The sequence below is a fragment of the uncultured Cetobacterium sp. genome (genome assembly GCF_945952365.1).
Classification (GTDB): Bacteria; Fusobacteriota; Fusobacteriia; order Fusobacteriales; family Fusobacteriaceae; genus Cetobacterium_A.
Genome location: NZ_CAMFHX010000012.1, coordinates 56801 through 79951 on the forward strand (window position 1 = coordinate 56801; position 23151 = coordinate 79951).

Genomic DNA, 23151 nt, shown 5'->3' on the forward strand with positions numbered 1-23151 from the left:
AGTAAATGAAACAAGGAGTAGGTCATGATAAAAGGATTGGTGTTGATAGAGCCTAAGATATATAGTGATGAAAGGGGTTTTTTCTATGAGTTTTTCAATTGTAAAACTTTGGAAAAATATAATATAGATGTAAATTTTGTGCAGGGAAATCACTCGAAGAGTGAGTTTGGTGTTTTGAGGGGCTTACACCTTCAAAAAGTTCAACCTCAAGCAAAACTTATAAGGGTTTTAAAAGGTGAGATTTTAGATGTTGTTGTGGATTTGAGGGATGGCAGTGAAACTTTTGGTGAAATTTATAAAGTTATTTTGAGTGAGGAAAATAGAAAACAGCTTTATATACCAGAGGGGTTTGCTCATGGGTTTTTGAGTTTAAAGGAAAACACAGAAATAGAGTATCTTTGTAGTGATTACTATGCACCTCAATATGAATCGGGGATATTTCCATTTGATTCGGATTTAAGTATCGATTGGGAGTTGGAAAAATATGGGTTATCTTCTGAGGACTTGATAATATCTTCTAAGGATAAAAATCTACCTAGTTTTAAAGAGTTCTGTGAGAACTTGAAAGAGGTGATGAGATGATATTGATAACTGGTGGAGCAGGGCAACTGGCTCAAGAGTTCTCTAGGTTTTTTAAAGAGAATAGTATAGAATTTACAGCTCCTAAAAGAGCTGAGTTGGATATAAGGGATTTTGAAAAGGTGAGAGAGTTTGTAAAGAGTAATGGTGTGACTTTAATTATAAACTGTGCTGCTTATAACTTTGTAGATAAAGCTGAGGAGGAGCCAGAGATTGCTAACGCTGTTAACGCTTTTGCTGTAGAGAATTTGGCTAAGGTGGCAAAAGAGTTAGAGATAGAGTTTGTGACATATTCGACTGATTTTGTTTTCGATGGAGAGAAGTTAGGAGCTTACACTGAAGAGGATGAGGTGAATCCAATCTCTGTTTACGGGAAAAGTAAGGCGTTAGGGGAGAGTTTAGCTTTAGAGGCTAATGATAAGACGTATATATTTAGAGTGTCATGGGTGTTTGGAAAAGATGGGATGAATTTTATAGAGCAGGTTAAAAGTTGGTCGAAGAGAGATAAAATAGCTTTAGCGAGTGACCAAATCTCATCTCCTACGAGTACAATCGATATAGTTAATATAACTATGAAGATGTTAGGATTGAAAGAGAAAAGATATGGTATATATCATCTAAGTGGAGAGGAAGAGGTTTCACGTTACGAGCAGGGAAGGTATATTTTGGAAAAGTTGGGATATAAAGGTGAAGTTGTTCAGGCTCGTTGCTCTGACTTTACACCTTATGATATAAGACCAAAATATTCGAAATTATGTAGCTCGAAGATAGAGAAACTCTTGGAAATTGAAATTCCAAGTTGGAAGATACGTACAGATGAGTATCTTGAAGTAAAAAAAAGGTATCTTGTGACAGGTGGTGCTGGGTTTATCGGTGCTAACTTTGTGAAATATATGTTAGAAAAATATGAAGCTATAGAGATAGTTATCTTAGATAAGTTAACTTACGCCGGGAATCTTGGGACTATAAGAGAGGAGTTAAAGGATAACAGAGTAACTTTCTTTAAGGGAGATATCTGTAACCGTGAGTTAGTAGAGAATATATTTATGGCTCATGATATAGATGCAGTAGTTAACTTTGCTGCTGAGTCTCATGTGGATCGTAGTATAGAAAATCCTGGGATATTCTTAGAGACAAATATTCTTGGAACACAAAACCTGATGGAGGTTGCTAAAGCTTTCTGGACTATTGGAAAGGATGGTAACGGGTATCCTATCTATAAAGAGGGTAAGAAGTTCCATCATGTTTCAACAGATGAGGTGTATGGAAGTTTAAGTTTAGATGACCCAATGTTTACAGAGAGAACTCCGCTTGATCCACGTAGCCCATATTCAGCTTCAAAAGCTTCGGCTGATATGATGGTGGTTGCATATGGAGAGACTTACAAGTTCCCATTCAATATAACTAGATGTTCTAATAACTACGGACCTTATCACTTCCCAGAGAAGTTGATTCCTCTGATTATTAAAAATATCTTGGCTGGTAAGAAACTGCCAGTTTATGGAAAGGGAGATAACATAAGAGATTGGCTTTATGTTGTGGACCACTGTAAAGCAATTGATATAGTGCTATCTCAGGCTCCGACTCATCAGATTTACAATATTGGTGGATTCAACGAAGAGCAAAATATCAACATTGTAAAATTAACTATAGATACTATAGCTAGAATAATGAAGAATGAGCCTCAATATAGAAGTGTGTTGACTACAGAGGTAGAGAATATCAACTATGATCTAATCACTTATGTTCAGGATAGACTAGGGCATGATGCTAGATATGCCATTGATCCTACAAAGATTGTAAATGAGTTGGGATGGTATCCAGAGACTGAGTTTACTGATGGAATAGAAAAGACTATCAGATGGTATCTAGATAACCAAGCTTGGGTTGAAGAGGTAGCTTCTGGTGACTACTAGAAATATTATAATATGATATAATATATAAAAATAATATAGAGAGAAGGTGGAAAGTATGGATAAGAAAAAATTACCAGTGGGTGTGAGCAATTTTAAAGAGTTGATAAAAGAAAATTATTACTATGTTGATAAAACGGGATTTATAGAGGAGATTTTGGAAAAAAGAGCAAATGTAACTTTGATTTGTAGGCCAAGACGTTTTGGTAAAACTTTAAATATGAGTACACTGAAGTATTTTTTAGATAGAGATAATGCTCAGGAAAATAGAAGGCTTTTCAATGGCCTAAAGATAGAGAAGACTGAGTATATGAGAGAACAAGGGAAATATCCAGTTATATTTTTAAGTATGAAAGGAGTTAAGGGCGAAAGTTATTCTAAATTTTTACAAAAATTTAGTTCGGTTTTAATTGATTTATATAATGAATATGAAGTTTTTAGAGAAAAGTTAAATATGAGTGAGAAGATGTATTTTGATAAAGTTTGGTTAGGGGATCCTGATGCAGACCTTTCAAAGGCTCTAAAGTTTTTAGGTGATATACTATATAAATACTCAGGAATAAAGCCTGTTTTATTAATAGATGAATACGATTCTCCAATGATAGTAGCAAATGAAAAAGGGTATTACGAAGAGGCAAAAGAGTTAATAGGAGATTTTTATGGGGATGGACTAAAGGATGCACCAATTTCTTTTGCAGTGGTAACAGGAATCCTTAGGGTGGCGAAAGAGTCTATATTTTCAACTCTTAACAATTTGAAAGTTTCAACGCTGTTAACCGAAAACTATAATCATTTTGGTATGACTGAGTATGAGGTAGAAACTATTCTAAAATATTACGGATTGGAAACAACTGTGGATGCTGCTAAGAGTTGGTATAATGGTTATACGTTTGGAGATGAAAAAGTATATAATCCTTGGAGTATATTAAATCACTGTGAGAATGGAAAGTTGATCTCTTATTGGGTAAATACGAGTGCTAATACTCTTATTATGAAACTATTAAAAGATGCGGATAATGATATCAATGATATTTTTTACGAGTTATTGAGAGGAAGAGCTGCAAAAACTATACTAGATGACAGTATGATATTTGGTGAAAAATATAGTAACAGTACAATTTTATATTTGATGTTTTCAGCAGGGTATTTGACAATAGATAGGATTGGCGAGGAAGAGGACCAATACTATTTAAGAATACCAAATTTAGAAGTAAAAAAGTATTTTAGGAAAACGTTTATAGAGATTTTGACACCGAAGAGTAAGGATAGTTTTTCTAAGTTAAAAGAGGCTCTAGTGATAGGAAAAATTCGTGGAAATGATTCAATTGAGGAAAAGATAAATGGATTTTTCATGGCTAGTATGAGTTATTTAGATGGAGCTAAAGAGGAGAAGTTTTATCATAACTTAATTTTGGGGATGATGATAGGATTGGATGATAAATTTTATATTCATAGTAACCGTGAAGAGGGATTGGGGCGTTATGACTTAGCTCTTGAACCACGTGATAAAAATGCTGTTGGATATATCTTTGAATTTAAGGTTGCTGAATCTACATCAGAAAGTGATTTTAAAAAGGCAGGAGCTGAAGCTCTATCTCAGATAGATAAAAAAATTTATGAAGTTGGCTTAAGAGAACGTGGTATTCAGAAAATCGTTAAAATTGGAATGGTATTTTCTGGTAAAATTATGAAGCTTTATATAAAAGAGAAGGTTGGATAGTCTAAATCCAACCTCTTCTTTTTATATAGACTATAAATTATAGAAAGCTAAGTAAGCTCTGTAAGTTTCGTAAACATCAAGCTTTGATGAAATCTCCATAGGTGCATGCATAGAAAGTAGTGCAGGCCCAACGTCGATAGTTTGGATTCCTTTTTGAGCTAAGAACATAGCAACTGTTCCTCCGCCACCCTCGTCAACCTTTCCAAGCATTCCAATCTGCCACACAATATCATTTTTATTTAGCATGTTTCTAATCTCTGCTACATACTCAGCGTCAGCGTCGTTTGTACCACTTTTCCCTCTAGCTCCAGTATATTTTGTGATAACTATACCGTTGTTTAGCTTAGCGGCATTCATAGGATCGTGAACACCTTTGAAGATAGGGTCCATAGCAACGTTTACATCTGACGACAGAGCCTTTGAGTTCCAAAGAGTTTTTTGAAGATCAAAACCATTGAAACTACCTTTCACTTTTAAAATAAGCTCAGTTGTGAAATACTCTAAGTAGTTTGATTGAAGACCAGTCGATCCATTTGAACCAGTTTCCTCTTTATCAGCTAAGAAACATACTACAGTTCTCTTTGGAGTCTCTTTTAAATCTAAGATAGCCTTAAGTGATGTGTAAGCACAGATTCTATCATCTTGCCCATACCCAGCAACCATCGATCTATCAAGTCCTAAATCTCTAGCTTTTCCAGCTGGAACAAGCTGTAACTCAGCTGAAACGAAGTCCTCTTCTCCAAAACCATACTTCGCTTTTAAAATCTCTAAGATATGAGTTTTGATAAGCTCTTTTGACTCACACTCCTCTAAATACATAGGCATAGAACCAACTAAAATCTGTAGCTCCTCTCCTAAGAAAACTTCGGGTGCCTTTCTCTCAGCTTGTGATTTTCCCCAAAGGTGTGGAAGAAGATCAGGTATCATTAGGATAGGGTCATTCTCACACTCTCCAATTGTCAACTCTACTTTTGTACCATTCTCTAGGATAACAACTCCATGAAGAGCAAGAGGGATAGTCGCCCATTGGTACTTTTTAATTCCACCGTAGTAGTGAGTTTTCATATATGCTAAATCTAAATCCTCATATAGTGGATTAGCTTTTATATCAATTCTTGGTGAATCAATATGTGAAACGATATAGTTGATTCCTTTTAAAATATCATTTTCTCCAATAACACTTAAAACGATATTTTTATTTCTATTGATAAAGTAAACCTTATCTCCAGCTTTTAAAGTTTCTACTTCGTCGATATGAACGAAGCCACTCTCTTCTGCTAACTTCTTAGAGATTTCAACAACTTCTCTCTCTGTCTTTCCCTCATCTAAGAACTTTTTGTATCCCTCTGAGAAGTCAAGTATAGTAGCTTTATCTTCAACTCTCTCTTTCGTCCAACCATTTTTTCTAAACATAATTTTTTTCACCTCTTCTAATATTTTTTAAGCAACGTGTTTCTTCTTATGAAGATACCCTATTTCGTATCTTTTGTAAATAGTTAATGCTAATAAAATGAAGAACACAGGACCGATAGTCATCCAGATTGTATCATCTATCTTACCATTTAAAGCGGGTTCTACGATTGTAGCTATATTGGCAAACCCAACAAGTAAAACAGTGAAGAATGTAGCTATTTTAACAGAAAGCTCAGTTTTGAATATAACGAAAGGTTTTTCAATCTTATCGTTTTTCTTAAATATAGGGAAGGCTGCTGCTATTAAAAGGTAAGGAATTGTCATAGCAACGTTTGTCATAAGAGTCAGTTTCATAAAGAAAGCCTCTGCTCCTTGCCCACCAAAAGTTATTCCTAAAATGAATAAAACAACGATTCCCCACTGACACCACATAGCATTTTGAGGCATTCCATCTTTAATCTCTGATATCTTAGCTGGCCACATCTCTTTTGGTGCTCCCTCAATAAGTTGCTTTAAAGGTGAATAGATAAGAGTAAAGAAAGCTCCTGTTAAACATAAAACAATAGAGATTCCCATATATCTAGACATAATCTGCCCAATAGTTACAGCTGTTGAATGAGCTAGATTGAAAGAGATAGCTATTTGGTACCCAAGGTTTTCCATACAAACGTATGAGAAGTTACCTATATGAACATTTCCTTTGTTGATTAAAAATTCCCAGTTAGTGAACATACCCACAAAGAAGATTCCGATAGCATATCCAACAGCTATAACAATAGCAGCGATAGAGATACCTTTTGGGAAGTTCTTTTCAGGATTTTCTGTTTTGTCAACCAATCCACCTACAACTTCGATTCCTCCATACGCAAAGATGGCGAAAACTAAAAACGAAGCAATAGATAATCCACTTAGATAGTTAGGATTAGGTGATGTGAAAAAAGCACCACTGATAGATTCGATAGGTTGTGCTAAAGTGAATCCATTGTTGATGAAAACAATAAGTGAACCAAAAAGAAGAACTAGATTTAAAAGAGTAACTGCAACCCCACCAACCGAAGCGATTTTAGTTATCTTATTTAAACCTTTTGAAGCGATGTAAGTGAATGCTGTTATAAGTCCAACCCCTAATAGACCCATACTTTGTGTTGAATTTAAACCGAATAGATTCAGTTGATGAGTTAAATCCTTTCCAAAAACAGCTGTAGAAACTACTACCCAAATTCCAGAAGATATATTTACAAGCCAAATAACATATGATGAATACCACATAAATGTTGTGATGAAGGCATATTTTGGACCAACGGATTTCTCCATCCAAGAATAGATTCCTCCAGTTTCTTTTTTGAAAGCTGATCCGTATTCAGCCATCATAAATGCGTAAGGAATAAAGAATAGTACCCCTGAGAAAATATACCAAGGTATTGCAGAGTATCCCATAAGATAAAATGATCTTGGGATGTTATTGAAACCGAAAACTGAAGTGAAGATCATCAGAATTAGAGGTATCAATTTCATTTTGTTGCCTGTGTGTGCTTTTTCCATTTTAACTCTCCCCGTTTGATGTTATTTTATTAAAATCTTACAGAGCGAATTATATTCCTTAAATACAAAAAAGTCAAACTTTTTTGTAATAAAATGATATAAATACTATATTTATGGTACAGTAAATATAAAAACAAAATACTTGTTATAGTTTTGAAAAAATATTTCTGTTAGGTATAGACTCTAGAGGCGATATTTATAAAAATTTGTAGAGAAGAGATGAAAGATTGTCTCTTCTTTTTTATGTAAAAAAAATAAAAAAAGTTGACTTCATACATATAATTATGTAAAATTAATTCAAACTTATTTAAAAAAAGTTAATAAGGGGAGGGAAAAATGGAGTTTAGAAAAGAGTACGAAAATTTCACTAGAGGCTTTAATATAAAGTCTGTAGAGAGTAAGATAGAAGGTGTATTTCTAAAGCTTAAACTTAGTGAAACTTTAGTTGGAAATCAAATTCAATTTAGTTCTAAAAGTAAGATAGTAAATGCAAATATAAAATATAAAGATAACTACGGGCACGAAACTATAAGTGCAGCAAAATCTGTAGTTCAAAATGGTGAGAGCGTAGTTTTAACATTTGACTATTTCTACATGAATGAGTATGAATTAGAAGTAAATGGATATGATTTTTCAAGCAACACAATAGAAAATATATCAGTTGTGGAAATGGATCAAACTAAGTTTAAAGAATCAAAAGACTCTCCACATGGTCATCTTTTAAGTAATTCTAAAATGACAATAACATCAAATAAAAATCACGAAGGTGGAAATGTTATAAAAAATGCTTTAAATAGTGATGTACATAGCATATTCCAAAGTGAACCATATACAAATGAAGGATACGGAGAGGTTATTATAAAAACAGATACAATCTGTTTAGTTGACCAATTTAAATTCTTCTCAACTATATACGATACAAAAGTTTTAAACAACTATACTATCTCTTATAGAAGCAATGAAAACGATGAGTGGAAAGAGATTGCAAATGTTGGAAACAACAGATCACAAACACAAAACCATATATTCAAACCAGTTTTAGCAACTGAGTTTCGTATCATAGTAACAAAGAGTACTGATAGCAAGATATTCTTAGCATCTATAGATATCGTAAAATATTCAACGATAAGAACAGAGATATTAGATCTATTCACTTCAACAGCTTTAAGAAGATTAGCTTCTGGAGTTACTCAAGAGAATATAATAGCTTTAAAAGAGAGAGCTACATTCACAGAGGACTACATGAGAATGTTAGATATCGCTAGTGATTTAATTATAGATAGAGATTTCATAGCACCAAAAGTTTTAAAGTTAGATTTAAAAGAGATAACTTTAATTAATCATATCGCTTTTACAAACGATAGAAATATATTAAAAGGTGTTATAAAATATAAGGACGTAGCTGGAAACGTATGTGGAAGAAGATTGTTCTGGTATCCAGAGGATGTAATCAATGGTGTTGTAAGAATCGGTGTTGAGCATCCAATTATCGGAAAAATGAGAGTTCTGAGTAAAGAGGTTGAAATACTTATATATGGAGCTGACAATGTTGAGCTTGTAGAGTATAAATCTCTTCCTTTAGATGGAGCTTTCTTAACAGAGGAAAAAGAGAGTGAGATTGAAGTTAAAAAATGTTTCTTAGATGGAACTCATGTTGAACCATTGATGGCTCTGTATGATGATACTCCAATTTATGGATGGTGTCCTCCGTGTTATCCAGGTGGAGCACCAAGACCAATTATCGATCCGTTAGAAAATAACCTATTGAGACTTGGAGATAAAAACGAAGATCAATACTACAGAACAAGTGATTTCACAAGATCTGGATGTGCTGATATAAAAGTATTCCTACCTAAAGAGATGTTTGTTGGTCAAGTTGATTTAATGAGTTTCTTTGCAGGAGAAGTAGGACATGTAAATAGATTTGAAATCTTAGCTGAGGATATAGCTGCATCTCGTTTAAGTTGGGATGAGAACACTCACGAAAGACATCTAGTTAGCCTAGGGTTTGGAGAGAGAAAAAATGAAACTAATGAGTATATGATAACAAAGTTAAAGCCATACTATACTGATAAAATCATAGTTAGAATTCATGATGCAAAAGACAACAAAGCTAGAGTAAACGAGTTAAGAGTATTCCAATACACAACTTTAGACACTGAAGTGGATGCTTTATTTAATGATAACACTTACACTTCTCTTAAAGCTGGTGTAACTTTAGAAACTGTAAGAGGATTAGAGGTTAGAGCTTTATCTAATGGAAGATTCACAAAGAGATTAGAAACAGCTAAAACTTTATTAGCTGGAGGAACTGTAACAGCACCTTCAGAGCCAACAGGGAAGAGTATAGTAGTAGAGGTTCCAGTTGATGGAGTTAAGATGTTTAATAAGATTCAAATATCTACAGATAATCTACCAACTTCAGTAGAGGTTGTTTACTCAGATGCTCTTGGAATTCAAAGAAGAAAAGTTTGTGAATATGTTGTTGAAAACTTCAAAGCTAGATCGTTTGTAGTTGTACATACGCCAGTTCTTTGTGCTACAAAGTTAGAGGTTATACTTAATGGAGTTTCTGTAGTTAATAGTATAAATACAAATGAGTTAAACTTTGATGCTTTTATAGGAGCGTTTTCAGACTCTAAATTAGATTTAAAAAAATCTGTTTTAGAATCAACTCATGGAAAGTTCAACAACTTAGAGAATTTAAGAGATGCATCGGTATCAAGTTACTACACATCTGATTTCTTTAATGATTTAGGTTACACAGATATAAAAATCACTTTTGGAGATATCTTCCTATTAGATACAATTAAAGTGTTAAGCTATAGAAGTAAATCTTCTGGGCTTGTAAGACAGTTTAAACTACTAGCTAAAGAGCCATTAACAGGTGAATTAGTTGAATTAGGAGAATCAGCATACACAACAAACTATACGAATGCTCATAAAGCTATATCAGCAGCAGCACCTTATTTAACAAACGAAGTTGTTGTTAGAGTGACAAAGGCTGAAAATGATTGGGCTATAGTAAACGATATAGAAGTACACCAATTTACAAAATAAATAAACAAATACCCCCAGTTTAAAGTAGAGGTAGAGCAATTTTGCTCTACCTCTTTTGGTTACATTGGGTCTATTTAATGATTATACTAAGTTGAGATAGATCAAAAGTACTATCTAAGAAGTGCTCACGATTTATTTTAACTAAAGGGATGTTTAAGTTGAAGTTTTGTAGGTCATCTATAGTAATAAGATAATCCACTTCAAATAGATCCTCTAAAAGCGAGTTGATTTCATAACTTTCAATTATTTTAACAACTTCAATAAAAGAGAAGTTTTTCAGATATTTTGATAGAATCTGTCCATACATATGATCGAAGGTATCATCAACAATAACAATACGTTTATGTTTGGTTCTATCAATAAGGCTATTTTCATAGTGATTTTTAAGAACTATTCCAAGAGATACGATATCTTCAGGATAAAAATTTAATGATAGGGAGCTTAAAATGCCCTCTATTTTTCGATACTCCTCTTTCTGGTGTTTACTCAATTGATAAACCTCTTTGTTTTGATAGAAGTTATATTCGCTTTTAAACTTTCCAACTCTTAAAAGGTTTGAAACTCTCATAATACTTTGAAGATTTTGAGTTAGATTTATATCGAAAGTCTCCTCAATCCTTTTTATAAATAGCTCTGTGCATTCATCTAAACTCTCGTATGTTTTAGGGTCGAGGTAGAAAAGAGTTTCGATAACAGAGTCAAGCTCGTAAGGCGTTAAGGTATCAAGTCCTCTTGAGTTTAAAAAATTAACTGTTTTATCATAGAATTTATGAGAGATAATCTTTTCTTTAGGAATATATTCATTTTCAAAAGTAGCTATATTTTTTCTATGAGGGCTTATTAAAAGTATAGCCACAATTTTATAGAAATCTTCAGGCATAAGAGTCACAGAGATTCCATTTAAAAGTCGTAAGACAAAGTTTTTATTGAACTCGATTGTATCCTCGTGGAAGTAGTTATTTATTAAATCACTGAAAAGGTTGTGATTTATATTTTTGTTTATCAAGTACTTTGTCAAATGAGTTGCAAAGAGTTCACGAATAACTCTTTCATCTCCCTCTAAAAATATACCCTTTCCAGAGATACTCTCTACCTTTAGGTTTTTACTCTCGAGGTAATCTTTTATATCTTTTAAATCGTAGTTTAGTGTTCTTCTAGTTGTTTGTATTTTATCGGTGTTGTCATTTAGATTTATAGTATTTTCAAAAAAAAGCTGTAGTAAAAGATACTCTTTTCTCTCTGTAACAGAAAGAGGAGCAAACTGTAAAATCTCTTTAATCCGATTTATAGTGCATGGTTTTATAAAAAAAAGATCTTTAATCTTTTGGATTCCCTCTATTTTATAGGCAGTCAAAAAATCATTTATGGTATTTATATTGTTATCTATAGATCGTTTTTTTATATGTAAAATTTTCTCTAAATCAGAGTAACTAAATCTGTTTAGAGAGAAAAATAAGCTTAATATATGTAAAGATTTTTTATTTAAAAACATTACTTTCATCCTTTCTTAAATAATAAACTAAAATATGAATAGTAATATTTTACAGCAAAAGTCGAAGATATACAAACAAAAAAAGCCCAGTAGTGAAGAATATTCTCTACTACTGGGCTTTTATATATTCGCAAAACTAGATAAAACTATCTAACTTTGTCTAACTCTCTTTCAGTTACGAACATTGAGTGGTTTCTTGATTTGATGTGTAATCCATCTTTAACTCTGTCTAATTGGATAACTACAGCTCTATCTTCGCTAGAGATTAATCCGTTTCTCTCTAAATCTCCAACTGAAGTAACTTTTCCAATTCTAGTCATAGCTTTTAAGATATCTACTTTTCTAACTTGGAAGCTTAAGTTAGGTATTTTAGATTCAAATCTAATTTGGTTTCCTTTGTCATAAGTTCTGATTTTTGTAACAGTTCCGTTTACAACTCCAGCAAAAGCTGATAAGCTTAAAGTAGCTGCTAATACTAACATTTTTAATTTTCTCACTTGTAATCCTCCTAAAAAATATATCAATTAGTTATATTATACAACAAAGTGAAAAAATTATCTATTAGAAATTCATTGCTACTAAACTTGTATGAAATTTCAATTTAGAGGAATTCTTAAAAGATAGAGAAAATCTTTTCTACTTTTAAACATAATCAGATCACTGAATGTTATATAAAAATCCTCTTTGGGTTTTAGATTGTTCTCTTTAATCCAATCTAAAAGGTTCTTCACAACCTCTTGCTCTTCGAAAACTCCTTTGCCATAGACACAAGCGTATTTTCCAGCGGGAATAATAACAGAAAGATTGGCAGCTTCCTCTCTCATATTAGCTATGAGTTGATCTTTTATATAGGTATTTTTTTCCCAATGTTTAAAAGAGACTTTAAATCCTCTAAGAGTAGCGTGCAGATTATTTGCAGCTTCAAAGTTGTCGATAGTTTTTAGACTTTTACTCAAATCTTTAAAACTATGAATTGGGTCGTTATAGATAACACCCCTGATTTCAGGAGTATCATCTATAAATGGAGTTCCAACTCTTTTCTCCAATTGGAAGCTATCCATAAATTTAGCTCGGCTTTCAAGAAGCTCTTTCTCAACAGATTTTAATCTTTTAATCTCTAACTTTGTTTCGGCAATAACATTTTCAAAGAGCTCTAAAGTATGGTTATAGCTCATATTTTCAAAATGACTTTTAATATACTCGATAGAAAAGCCCATATTTCTCATATGACTTATTATTTTTAAAACAAAAATCTGTTTTGGCGTGTAGTACCTGTAGTTTGTTTCCTCATTTTTAAAGGCTGGAGATAATAATCCAACCTTATCATAATATCTGAGTGTAGAGATGGGTATACTTGTAGATTTAGATACCTCTCCGATTGTTAAAAATTCATCAAACATATATTCACCTATCTTTTAATGATTTTTTTTATGAATTTTTTTAAGTCATCCACTAAGTAGTAGAACACAGGGATAACTATAAGTGTAAATAGTGTGGCTGTTGAAAGACCAAAGATAACAACAAACGACATACCAGCATACATCTCAGAACCATCTCCGTTGCTTAAAGCCAAAGGAATCATTCCAAGAACAGTTGTAAGTGTTGTCATAAGAATCGGTCTAAGTCTCGTTTTACCAGAGATTATAATAGCTCTATTTATGCTATCTCCTCTCTCTCTTCTTATATTGATGAAGTCGATTAAAACGATGGCGTTATTTACAACAATACCAGCTAGCATAACGAATCCAACTGCAACCATAACATCTAAGTTAACTCTGAATAGAGCCAAGCTGTAAAGTGCTCCCATAGTTGATAGAGGGATTGAAAGTATTATGATAAATGGTAGTATAAACGATTCAAACTGCCAAACTAGTATGAAGTAAACTAAGAAGATTGCAACTAAGAAGCTGATAACCATCTGGTTCCCCATTTCGGCCATATCAGCAGAGTCTCCACCAAACCCATAAGTTACACTATCTGGAGGTGATAACTCGTTAAAGGCATCAATAAGAGATGTCTTAGCTCCTTGAAGGTCGGCTCCACTTTTCAAGTTTGCATAAAGAACAATTTTTTTCTTTTTATCTTTCTTTTCAATCTTTGATGGCCCCTCTTCGATAGAAAGAGTTGCAATATCAGAGATTCTAATATTTTTTCCATTCTCTAAAGTGATTCTAGAATCCATTAGCATGTCAGTTGATGTTCTATATTTTTTTTCTAGTTGAACAGTTACATCAATCTCACCGTTGTCACTGTTGATAGTTATAGGTTGGTCACCTAAGATTTGAGTTTTAATCATAAGTGCTAAAGTTTCGATATCTATTCCGTAGAACTTAGCTTTCTCTCTATCCACAAGGATTTTACCCTCTGGTTTACCGCCCTCAAATGATGATGATATATCTGTGATTCCATCTATATTATACATTTTATTTTTTAAAGATTCAGAGATTTCACGTAACTGAATCTCATTATCAGAGTAAAGTTCAAACTCTAAATCATAGATTCCATCAGCACCAAATACATATGATGGTACGATAGTTAAAATTACATCTGGAATACTTACAAAAGTTTCTCTCAGATTTTTCATGATATCCGTTAGACTCTCATCTCTAGATGTTTTTAAACCTGCGTTTATATTTACAATAGCGTTAGTCGTGTCTCCAGACATTGTATAAGACTGTGCAACTCCAATGCTTTTAACTTTGTCCTCTAGAATATTTCCAATTCTATCACTCATATTTATATCAGCACTTGAAGGTAGCTTAGCAACAACAGCAAATCTTCCCTCGTCACTTGTAGGAATAAAGCCTCCACCCAAAGTTGAAGCAGCAAATATTGATCCTACGAAAAGAAGTACAGTTCCAATTGCTGCAATCCCTCTATTTTTAATTGACCATCTTAAAGCAGACATATAGATTCTTTTAACAACTTTAAGAACTTTTCCTTCTGAAGTCAGATTTTTTTTCTCGTTTAACATCTTACTCGAAGCCATAGGTACGAAAACTAAGGCAACAATAAGGGATGCAAGTAGCGAGTAAGAGATAGAGTAAGATAGATCTTTAAACTGCTCTTTAGCCATTCCCTCTTGGAATACGATTGGTAAAAATACAGACACAGTTGTAAGAGTAGAAGCTAAAACAGGTAGTCCCATCTCAGCAGCTCCATCCATCGCCGCTTCAACTTTACCTTTTCCAAGCTCAGTCATATGTCTATAGATATTATCTAGCACAACAACCGAGTTATCCACAAGCATTCCTATCCCTAAAGATAATCCCATAAGTGATACAAGGTTTAATGTTAAGCCTTGAGCATTTAGTAGGAAGAATGTAAATATGATAGATATAGGTATAGCAACTGCGATAACGATAGTTGCAGAGATACTTTTCAGGAAGATATATAGAATTATAGAAGCTAAAGCTAGACCTATAAATCCAGTTTCTTTTACGTTGTTTATAGAGTTCATGATGATAACTGTTGAATCGAAATCATAATCTAGATGTGAGTTTAAAGGTACAGAGTTTTTAACACTGTTTAAAACCTTATTCACAGATTCTACAATCTCGATTGCATTTCCCTCGTCTGTTTTAGCAACAACGATTACAAGTCCATCCTCTCTATTTTTACGGAAGATGTTTGTAGGGTCTTTTGTATCTATTCTAACATCGGCTACATCTTTTAATCTTAAAAGGTGACCGTTACTATTTCTTAAAATTACATTTGCAATCTCATCAGGGCTTTTAAGTTCACCTTGAACTTTGATATAAAACTCTTTCTCTCCCTCTTTCACTTGTCCACCAGGGATAGTAGTACTAGCTTTAGAGATTATATCAGAAACTTGCATAACATTCAGATTATAATTTTCAAGTTTTTCAGGATCGATTTCAACTAAAACTTGCTGCTCTTTTCCTCCGAAGATGATAATTTGAGAAACACCTTCGATTCTTTCAAGAAGAGGTTTTAAAGAGTTCTCAGCGTAAGTTCTAACTTCCATCGGGTCTCCACCAGACATAGTTAAAACAGCAGCTGGGATAGAACCCATAGATTGCTCTCTGATAGATGGTTCCTCTATATCCGATGGCAACTTACTCTTAATCTGGTTGATCTCATTTTGAATAAGAGTTATCTTTGTTTCAATATCAGTACCATACTTAAATTTAACATTGATTTTAGATGTTTCAGAGCTTGAAGTTGATGAATACTCTGTGATACCATCAACGTTTGGAAGAATATCCTCAACTTTTTTTGTAATCATCTTATCGACATCTTCAGGAGTGGCACCCTTCCACTCGATAGTAACCCTAACAGTGGGGTTAGCTGTATTTGGCATCATCTCAATAGGCATCTTCGAAAGCCCTAAAAGCCCGAAGAATATCATTGAGATAACTACCATAGTTGCTGTTGCTGGTTTTTTAATGGAAAATTCTGAAAGTATTCTCATACTAAATCTCCCTCACTTTGTCGTTGTTATTTAGAAGGTATTGACCTTGAACAACAATCTGATCTCCATTTTTGAAATCGTCGAAGAAAATCTCTTGTAAATTTCCTTCTGAAACTCCACGGTTAACCTTATATATAGAAACAACTCCGTCTCTAACAATACCTACGTATGAGTAAAGGTCCTTTATCATAACAGCTTCTTTTGGCACGAAAAGACCATTTACTTCAGCACCAACCATCTCAACTTTTCCATACATACCTTTTAAAAGGGCTTTATCTTCATTCGGAAGAGTGATTTTTACTTCAAATCTCTTTGTGTCAGTGTTAGCTGAAAAATTGATTTCGCTCACAGAACCGATTATAGTTTTATTAGCTGCAGAAACAGTAACTTTTGCCTCTTTACCTTTATATATACCACCGATATCCTCAGGGCTTACAGCTATAACAATCTCCATCTCGTCGTTTTGAACGATAGTCAGAACATCAGCTCCAGAATTTATCTTCTCATTTTTTTTAGCGTTTAAATCAGTAACAACTCCGTTTATATTAGATGTAACGAAAAGTCTTTTGAAGTTGTCGTTAGCTCTAATGAAAGAAGCCTCAGCTATTTTAAGTTCACCTAAGCTGTTTTCCATTTTGTTTTTAGATTCTAAGTATAGCTCTTCAGAGATAAGATTTTTCTCGAAAAGAGTTTTATATTTATCGTACGATGTTTTATTCATATTGTAGCTTGATTTAGCTTTTATAAGAGTTCCCTCAGTTTCGTAGTAACTTGCTTCTGTGTTAGCATCTGTCAGTGTTAAAATTGTAGTTCCAACTGAAACCGCATCTCCGTTTTTGAATTTTATATCTTTTACATATCCACCACTTGGAGTTATAACTTTAACCTCCATCTTAGGTTTGATGTCACCGTTATATATTTTTGTAGTTTTTATAGTAGTAGTTTTTAATTCCTTTAATTTTACATCTTTTATAACTTCAGGTGTAGTAACTGCAGTTTTTTTATCGCCTCCACATCCAACTAAAGCTAAAGCTAGAAGTAGTGAACCTAATATTTTTTTCATTGAAGCCTCCTATTTTAATAGTGATAAGTATTGTTGGTAGTAGATAAAGTAATTCAGCTGAGAGTTTATATGAGTGATTTGTGCATCTCTTAAATCCGCTTCTGTTTTTAGGAAATCAACAGAATCTATGATTCTATTGTTGAACTTCTCTTTATCTATGTTGTATGTTTCTAAAGCTGTTAGCAGAGCTTTCTCATTTGTTTTGATAGTCTCTCTAGACATATTCAAATCTAGATAAGCTGTTGTAATCTCTTTTTTAAGAGTTTCCAATGAATCTATTTTAGAAAGTCTCATCTTATCAACTTCTAAAGTGCTTTCTTTATATGAATCCATTCCGCTTCCAAAGTTGAAGATATCCCATTTCACTGTGACACCAACTTTCCATTGCCAGTCGTTTTCATTAGCTCTAGAGTAACTACTATCCTCTAAAGATTCGTAGCCGTATTCTAAATTAACTTTAGGTAAAAATGTACTTCTACTACTTTTAGCATTATACTCACTTATAGTGATATTTTTATCTAATTTCTGTGCTAAAGTACTGTTGTTCATAGCTGCTTCAATATCTTGAGCTAAATTGATATCATCGGTATTAAAGTTAGTAATCTCCATCTCTTTTAGTGTAATCTCTTCATTCATATTTAGACCCAAAAGGTTTTTAAGATTTAACTCCTCAGTTGTTATACTGTTTTTTACCTTTATAATAGAGGTTTGAGTGCTGTAAAGTGATGTTTCTACTTTTAAAAGTTCACTTTTATCTATAAGGCTAAGTTTATAGAACTCTTGTAGTTTGTTTAACTCTTCGCTTTTCTCCTTTTGAGAGGCTTCATATACCGCTAAGCTTTTTTTCAATTGAAGAGTAGTGATATAAGACTCTATAACTTTAAGAGTTAGATTTATGCTTTGAGAGTTGTAGTCACTCTCTTCAAACTCTCTTAAAGCTTTACCTGCCTTAGCGTTATAAAATATCTCACCACCGCTGAAAATAGATTGTGATACGTAAACTCCGTTTTGGAATACTCCATTTTCATTGTTAGAATTTTGGTAGTCAGAGTATGTTCCTTGAGCCCTAACAGAGGGTAGAGCATTTTTGATTTTTACATTTTCATTTAACTTTTTTTGTTGTACGCTTATCTCTTTCTCTTTCAGCTGTCTGTTATTTCTCTTAGCTAAATCAATAGATTCTTGAAGAGATAACTCTCTAGAAAAAGAGGCGATACTGATAGCAAAAAATAGCAATAGATATTTTTTCATAGCATCTCCTTCATAAATTTTATATTTCACAATAGTGAATTATAAACTATAAAGTAAGTTGAGAGTCAAGATTTAAAAAAATAAAAAATGGAGAGGGTTATCTCTCCATTTTGAATGTTTAAATAGGTTTGTTAAGTGTTATCTAGAATGACAGTTTATAGAAAGTTGGATTGTTTATAGGTGATTGAACGAAACCTTTAACCTCTTTTCTAATTCCAGCACTTGCAGGCATGAAGTAGATTGGAAGAATAGGTACCTCTTCGTTCATAATATCTTGAGCGTCTCTATAAATTGTAGCTCTTTTCACAGGGTCAAGTTCAACTTTTCCAGCATTTAAAAGAGCATCGAATTCAGCGTTATCAAAGAAACTTCTGTTTCCAGACGACCCCATCATAGAGCTATGAAGCATAGAACCCATTCCGTAGTCAGCATCTCCAGACGAGTTAGACCAACCAAGCATAAATAGATCACACTTTCCAGTCGCAGTTGCATTTAAGAAAGCTGCCCATTCAAGAATCTCTATTTTAACATTGATACCGATATCTTTAAGTTGAGCTTGGATAATTTCGGCCATCTGTTTTCTAAGTTCATTGTTACTTGTAGCAAGAATTAGCTCTAAGTTTTGGTGACCAGATTCAGCTAAAAGTTTTTTAGCTTCTTCAGGGTTGTATTCAAAAGGTTTTGTATCTTTTGAGTATCCAACAACTCCAGGTCCTAAGATACTGTTAGCCTTTTCAACAGCACCATCTAAAACAGCTTCAATCATAAGGTCTCTATTGATTCCCATAGCGATAGCTTGTCTAACTCTTTTATCTTGAAGAGCTCCTTTTGATGTGTTAAGTCCAAGGTATCCAACTCCAAGAGAGCTAATCTCTTCAACTCTAACATCCTCTCTATTTCCAAGGATTTTTCTTCCGATAGAGTCGATATCTCCAGTTATGTGGTGTTCTCCAGTTTCAACTGCGATAACTCTACTGTTTTCCTCTGGAATAGCTCTAACTTCGATAATTTCGATAGCTGGCTTTCCTCTGAAATAGTCGTCATTTCTTTTTAAAGTCATATATGATCCAGGTTTCCACTCAAGTAGCGAGTAAGCTCCAGTTCCCATAGGTGAGTGGTTAGTATCCTTTGTATTTTCGTAATATTTTTTATTTAAAATAGATGCTGTTATATGAGTTAAGTGGTGAATTAGTGAACCAGAAGGACCATTTGTTTTAACAATAGCTGTATATTTATCTGGAGTTTCCACAGTTTCAATAGCTGAGTATAAAGTTCCAACTTTTGCAGATTTCTTAGCATTTTCAAGAGTGTATTTAACATCTTCAGATGTAAGTTCATCTCCGTTTTGGAATTTAACCCCTTTTCTTAAATTGAACTTTAGCTCTGTAGGAGAGATTTGCTCCCAACTTTCAGCTAGACCAGGCACTATGTTTAAAGATTCATCAGTTTCAATTAATCTATCAAAGATATTAGATATAATTCTTCTTGAATAAACATCTGTAGCTTCATGAGGATGAAGAGTTACAGATTCACTACTTTGTGTATAGATAAGTTTATTCGGTGTAGAAACAGCTGTTGTAGTTTTTTCAACCTCTTTTTCTTTCCCACAACCAACAAAAAGTACAACTAATAAAAGAAAATTCAATAATTTTTTCATATAACGCCCCCTTATAGTTTTTAAATAATTAGAACTATAGTATCAAAAATAAAGTACTGCGTCAAATTAATTTTTTATATAATAACTATTTGAAAATATATTATCAAAAATATTGAAAAAAAATGATGTATTTCAAAAAATATTGAAAAAAAAGAAAAATTGGAATGTTCAAAATAAAAAAAGTATGTGTTAATATAGGTGCATAATGAAAAATTTTTTTTATTATTTTGGCATCTTGTTGGATGAGGAAACTCATGTTTTTTAGTCGTTTTTATAGTTAAGGGGGCAAGACTATGGATGAAAGAGATGTAATGTTAGCAAAAAGTGGTGATAATGAAGCTATGGAGAAAGTTTTCTTGAGATATAAGAGTGATATTTTGAGAAACAGCAGAAACCTTTTTATAAAAGGTGGAGATGTAGATGATTTATTACAAGAGGGGTATATTGGTCTATTAAAGGCGATAAAATCATATGACCAAAGTAGAGAGGTGTGTTTTAGTACTTTTGCAAATCTGTGTATAAAAAGACAGATTATTACAGCAGTGAAATCATCAAACTCAAATAAGAACTTGAAGTTGAATACATCAATAATTGGGGATAAAGATGTAAATTTAGATGATTTAGCACAGTACTCAAAACCTTCATTAAGCTACTATTCACCAGAGGATATACTGATAGGAAAAGAGATGGTAAACTTATTGGGAGAATTTCTAAATGAAAGTCTAACTCCTTTAGAGAAAAAGGTATTTTACTACATATGTAAGCAGTATAGATATACTGAGATTGCAGAGTTATTAAATGAGTCACCTAAGAAAATAGATAATGCTATTCAAAGGGTGAAAAAGAAAATTCTGGCATATTTAGAAAAATATAGTAAAGTTGAATAGTACAAAATTTAAAATAGAAAGGGTGCCACATAAAATTGTGACACCCTTTTATCGTATTTACTTATTTAAAGTTTAAAGATTAGAAGAAATATTTAGCTCCAACACTTGCTAAAACGATAGCTTCGTCATCGACGATTGGTGAATCAGTGATTTCGTTAGAGAATTTTTCAACTCCTACGATTCCGATAAGAGAAAGTTTTTCGTTTACTCTATATTCAGCTGTTAAGTTTGCTCCGTAAGAGAAAGCTGTATCAGCTTTGTATTCAGATTTTAAGTTGTCTCTATTAGATCTAGCAGCTTCTTCAGCTGTAACACCGAAGTAGTAATCAGTGAAGTCTCCAGAGAATCCTTTCATATGGATACTTGGAACTAAAACTAACTTCTCACCCAATGAGTATGCTCTAAATGCACTGATTTTAGCTTCTGAACCGTGCTCACCAAATTGTACAGTTGCTCCAGTTCTGATATCAGCGATTCCTGTGTTAAGGTCAGCTCTTAATCCAATCATAGCTTGAGTGTCTCTATCATCGATATTTCTGTATCCAGCTCCCATATCTTCAGCGTCAATACCAAATCCAGCCATAGGATCTAAGTAAGCTGATAAAGATAGGTCCTCTCCTCTAAAGAAAGTATATCCAACTGTGATACCTTTTGCATAGAAGTTACCGTAGTTAATATCTAAAAGTGGCACAGGGTAAGCATTGTCGTCGGCTCCTTTGTAGATGCTGTTAGAAACTCCAGCTCCTAATCCAACTCCAACTTTATCGTTTGCCATAGCAGTAGTAGCTAAAGAAAGTGCTAAAATGCTAAAAATAATTTTTTTCATAATTTTCCCTCCCGAGGATATATAAATTTATTGTGCAATTATACCATAGAAATCAAGAATCAGCACTTTGAAATTTATTACTCAAAAAAGGTATCGTTTTTCAAATAGATTAAGAGATAGATTCTATACGATCAAAGGCTTCTTTTAAAGTTTCTAACGGGTTTGAACAAGCTATTCTAATTGCTTTATCATCACCAAATGGTTTACCAGGGATAACCTTGATTCCTAGATTTTCAAAAAGATAATCAGAGTACTCTACTGAGTTCATCTTTGTTTCTGAAATATCTACAAATATATAGATACCACCTTGTGGAGCGAAAGCTTTTAGATTTTTAATATTATTGATTCTATCTAGTGAGTATTGAACTCTATCTCGATATAGAGGCACAATGCTTTCTTTGATAAGCTCTCTATTTTGAAGGGCAGCAAGGGCAGCTCTTTGTGAAACAGAGGATGCACTGTAAACAATAACCTCATTTAATTTTCTAATTGTATCGATAATAGCACTAGGTCCAACATTATACCCAACTCTCCATCCTGTCATAGCAAAGTTTTTAGAGAAGCTACAGATAGAGATTGTCCTTTCACTCATTCCTTCTAAGCTAGCAATCGGAACAAATGAGTTAGAGTAATCATAAAAATCATAGATATCATCAGCATAAACTAAAAAATCATATTTTTTAGCAAGCTCGGCGACAATCTCTAAACTTTTTTTAGAGTAACAAACTCCAGTTGGATTTGAAGGAGTATTTATAATAATACCTTTTGTTTTAGGAGTGATAGCTTTTTCTAAATCAGCTTTAACTATCTGATAGCCATTTTCAATAGTGCTATGAACAATAACAGGAACGCCTTTAGCCTCTTCAATCTGGTCGATATATACAGGGAAGAATGGAGCTAAAACAATAACTTCATCTCCGGGATTTAAAGTAGCTCCAAGAGCTAGATACATTCCGTGACACGCTCCCGATAAAACGATAATCTCATCCTGAGATATATTGTAGTTAGTGAATTCATCTTTATGATATTTTATAATCTCGTTTCTAAGCTCTAAATCTCCAAGAGGGTCTGTGTAGTGAGTATGACCATTTAAAGTATCTTTAAAAGCTGCATTTATAATGACTTCATGGGTATGGATATCTAAATCTCCAATTCCTAAGTTGATAATTTTATCTTTTTCAGGACCATCTATAGATTTAAAAGTAGTTTCCTGTTTATTTTGAAATCTTTTTGCTAAAAATTTATTTCCGTTCACATTTGCCGTTACCAAATACTTATAAAACTCTATAATTATTTTAATAAAATATATAAAG

The 23151-nt window shown here is 33.1% G+C and carries 16 protein-coding genes and 1 pseudogene; 6 read left to right on the forward strand and 11 right to left on the reverse strand.

The genetic code is table 11. The features are described from left to right. The first annotated feature begins 24 nt into the window (after positions 1 to 24). The 4 genes and pseudogenes from rfbC to Q0O83_RS06030 all read left to right on the forward strand — a co-directional run bounded on the left by rfbC (position 25) and on the right by Q0O83_RS06030 (position 4212). A complete protein-coding gene (rfbC, locus tag Q0O83_RS06015; RefSeq protein ID WP_294095141.1) occupies positions 25 to 582 on the forward strand; it encodes a dTDP-4-dehydrorhamnose 3,5-epimerase in 558 nt (185 codons plus the stop codon). Next, positions 579 to 1349: pseudogene (gene rfbD / locus Q0O83_RS06020) on the forward strand (dTDP-4-dehydrorhamnose reductase); the annotation flags it as partial. The gene rfbC and the pseudogene rfbD, both read left to right, overlap by 4 nt. 36 nt (positions 1350 to 1385) lie before the next feature. Next, positions 1386 to 2495 (forward strand): dTDP-glucose 4,6-dehydratase, encoded by a 1110-nt coding sequence (gene rfbB, locus Q0O83_RS06025; protein WP_294095178.1) that lies wholly within the window; start codon positions 1386 to 1388, stop codon positions 2493 to 2495. A gap of 55 nt (positions 2496 to 2550) precedes the next feature. Then, positions 2551 to 4212, forward strand: a complete 1662-nt coding sequence (locus tag Q0O83_RS06030) for an AAA family ATPase (protein WP_294095143.1) — start codon at positions 2551 to 2553, stop codon at positions 4210 to 4212. Positions 4213 to 4242: 30 nt separating this feature from the next. On the opposite strand, the gene Q0O83_RS06035 is transcribed toward Q0O83_RS06030, so the two are convergent. Both Q0O83_RS06035 and yjeM read right to left on the reverse strand, forming a co-directional pair. Continuing rightward, a complete protein-coding gene (locus Q0O83_RS06035) occupies positions 4243 to 5625 on the reverse strand; it encodes an aminopeptidase (protein WP_294095147.1) in 1383 nt (460 codons plus the stop codon). A gap of 27 nt (positions 5626 to 5652) precedes the next feature. After that, a complete protein-coding gene (gene yjeM / locus Q0O83_RS06040) occupies positions 5653 to 7167 on the reverse strand; it encodes a glutamate/gamma-aminobutyrate family transporter YjeM (protein ID WP_294095151.1) in 1515 nt (504 codons plus the stop codon). Between the two features lie 336 nt (positions 7168 to 7503). On the opposite strand from yjeM, the gene Q0O83_RS06045 reads away from it, so the two are divergent. Beyond that, a complete protein-coding gene (locus tag Q0O83_RS06045) occupies positions 7504 to 10227 on the forward strand; it encodes a hypothetical protein (protein ID WP_294095154.1) in 2724 nt (907 codons plus the stop codon). A 70-nt stretch (positions 10228 to 10297) separates the two neighbouring features. Here the strand turns inward: Q0O83_RS06045 and Q0O83_RS06050 are convergent, their stop codons facing one another. The 7 genes from Q0O83_RS06050 to Q0O83_RS06080 form a co-directional block, all read right to left on the reverse strand. After that, positions 10298 to 11719 (reverse strand): helix-turn-helix domain-containing protein, encoded by a 1422-nt coding sequence (locus tag Q0O83_RS06050; RefSeq protein WP_294095156.1) that lies wholly within the window; start codon positions 11717 to 11719, stop codon positions 10298 to 10300. A 146-nt stretch (positions 11720 to 11865) separates the two neighbouring features. Next, on the reverse strand, positions 11866 to 12216 hold the full coding sequence (locus Q0O83_RS06055) for a hypothetical protein (RefSeq protein WP_294095158.1): 351 nt from the start codon (positions 12214 to 12216) through the stop codon (positions 11866 to 11868). A 99-nt stretch (positions 12217 to 12315) separates the two neighbouring features. Then, entirely contained in the window at positions 12316 to 13119 is an 804-nt protein-coding gene (locus Q0O83_RS06060) for a MerR family transcriptional regulator (RefSeq protein ID WP_294095159.1), read from the reverse strand. An 8-nt stretch (positions 13120 to 13127) separates the two neighbouring features. Further along, complete coding sequence (locus Q0O83_RS06065) at positions 13128 to 16154, reverse strand: efflux RND transporter permease subunit (protein WP_294095161.1); 3027 nt, start codon at positions 16152 to 16154, stop codon at positions 13128 to 13130. A gap of 1 nt (position 16155) precedes the next feature. After that, positions 16156 to 17217, reverse strand: coding sequence for an efflux RND transporter periplasmic adaptor subunit (locus Q0O83_RS06070; RefSeq protein WP_294095166.1), 1062 nt, complete (start codon positions 17215 to 17217; stop codon positions 16156 to 16158). 9 nt (positions 17218 to 17226) lie between these two features. Further along, on the reverse strand, positions 17227 to 18468 hold the full coding sequence (locus Q0O83_RS06075; protein ID WP_294095169.1) for a TolC family protein: 1242 nt from the start codon (positions 18466 to 18468) through the stop codon (positions 17227 to 17229). A gap of 142 nt (positions 18469 to 18610) precedes the next feature. After that, positions 18611 to 20125 carry an ABC transporter substrate-binding protein gene (locus Q0O83_RS06080; protein WP_294095171.1) on the reverse strand — a complete coding sequence of 505 codons (1515 nt, stop codon included), beginning with the start codon at positions 20123 to 20125 and terminating at the stop codon, positions 18611 to 18613. A gap of 293 nt (positions 20126 to 20418) precedes the next feature. Here Q0O83_RS06080 and Q0O83_RS06085 point away from each other — a divergent pair, with 293 nt between their 5' ends. Continuing rightward, positions 20419 to 21012 (forward strand): sigma-70 family RNA polymerase sigma factor, encoded by a 594-nt coding sequence (locus Q0O83_RS06085; protein ID WP_294095173.1) that lies wholly within the window; start codon positions 20419 to 20421, stop codon positions 21010 to 21012. Between the two features lie 79 nt (positions 21013 to 21091). On the opposite strand, the gene Q0O83_RS06090 is transcribed toward Q0O83_RS06085, so the two are convergent. Further along, positions 21092 to 21838: a MipA/OmpV family protein gene (locus tag Q0O83_RS06090; RefSeq protein ID WP_294095175.1), complete on the reverse strand. Its 747-nt coding sequence runs from the start codon at positions 21836 to 21838 to the stop codon at positions 21092 to 21094. 109 nt (positions 21839 to 21947) lie between these two features. Beyond that, positions 21948 to 23151: aminotransferase class I/II-fold pyridoxal phosphate-dependent enzyme (locus Q0O83_RS06095; RefSeq protein WP_294095177.1), on the reverse strand; the 1204-nt coding region annotated here is incomplete at its 5' end.

Bases quoted from the DNA above. Each gene is read 5' to 3' on its own strand.
- Q0O83_RS06045 (WP_294095154.1), top strand. From the start codon at position 7,504: ATGGAGTTTAGAAAAGAGTACGAAAATTTCACTAGAGGCTTTAATATA.
- Q0O83_RS06065 (WP_294095161.1), bottom strand. From the start codon at position 16,154: ATGAGAATACTTTCAGAATTTTCCATTAAAAAACCAGCAACAGCAACT.
- Q0O83_RS06060 (WP_294095159.1), bottom strand. From the start codon at position 13,119: ATGTTTGATGAATTTTTAACAATCGGAGAGGTATCTAAATCTACAAGT.
- yjeM (WP_294095151.1), bottom strand. From the start codon at position 7,167: ATGGAAAAAGCACACACAGGCAACAAAATGAAATTGATACCTCTAATT.
- Q0O83_RS06070 (WP_294095166.1), bottom strand. From the start codon at position 17,217: ATGAAAAAAATATTAGGTTCACTACTTCTAGCTTTAGCTTTAGTTGGA.
- Q0O83_RS06030 (WP_294095143.1), top strand. From the start codon at position 2,551: ATGGATAAGAAAAAATTACCAGTGGGTGTGAGCAATTTTAAAGAGTTG.
- rfbC (WP_294095141.1), top strand. From the start codon at position 25: ATGATAAAAGGATTGGTGTTGATAGAGCCTAAGATATATAGTGATGAA.
- Q0O83_RS06090 (WP_294095175.1), bottom strand. From the start codon at position 21,838: ATGAAAAAAATTATTTTTAGCATTTTAGCACTTTCTTTAGCTACTACT.
- Q0O83_RS06075 (WP_294095169.1), bottom strand. From the start codon at position 18,468: ATGAAAAAATATCTATTGCTATTTTTTGCTATCAGTATCGCCTCTTTT.
- Q0O83_RS06035 (WP_294095147.1), bottom strand. From the start codon at position 5,625: ATGTTTAGAAAAAATGGTTGGACGAAAGAGAGAGTTGAAGATAAAGCT.
- Q0O83_RS06080 (WP_294095171.1), bottom strand. From the start codon at position 20,125: ATGAAAAAATTATTGAATTTTCTTTTATTAGTTGTACTTTTTGTTGGT.
- Q0O83_RS06050 (WP_294095156.1), bottom strand. From the start codon at position 11,719: ATGTTTTTAAATAAAAAATCTTTACATATATTAAGCTTATTTTTCTCT.
- Q0O83_RS06085 (WP_294095173.1), top strand. From the start codon at position 20,419: ATGGATGAAAGAGATGTAATGTTAGCAAAAAGTGGTGATAATGAAGCT.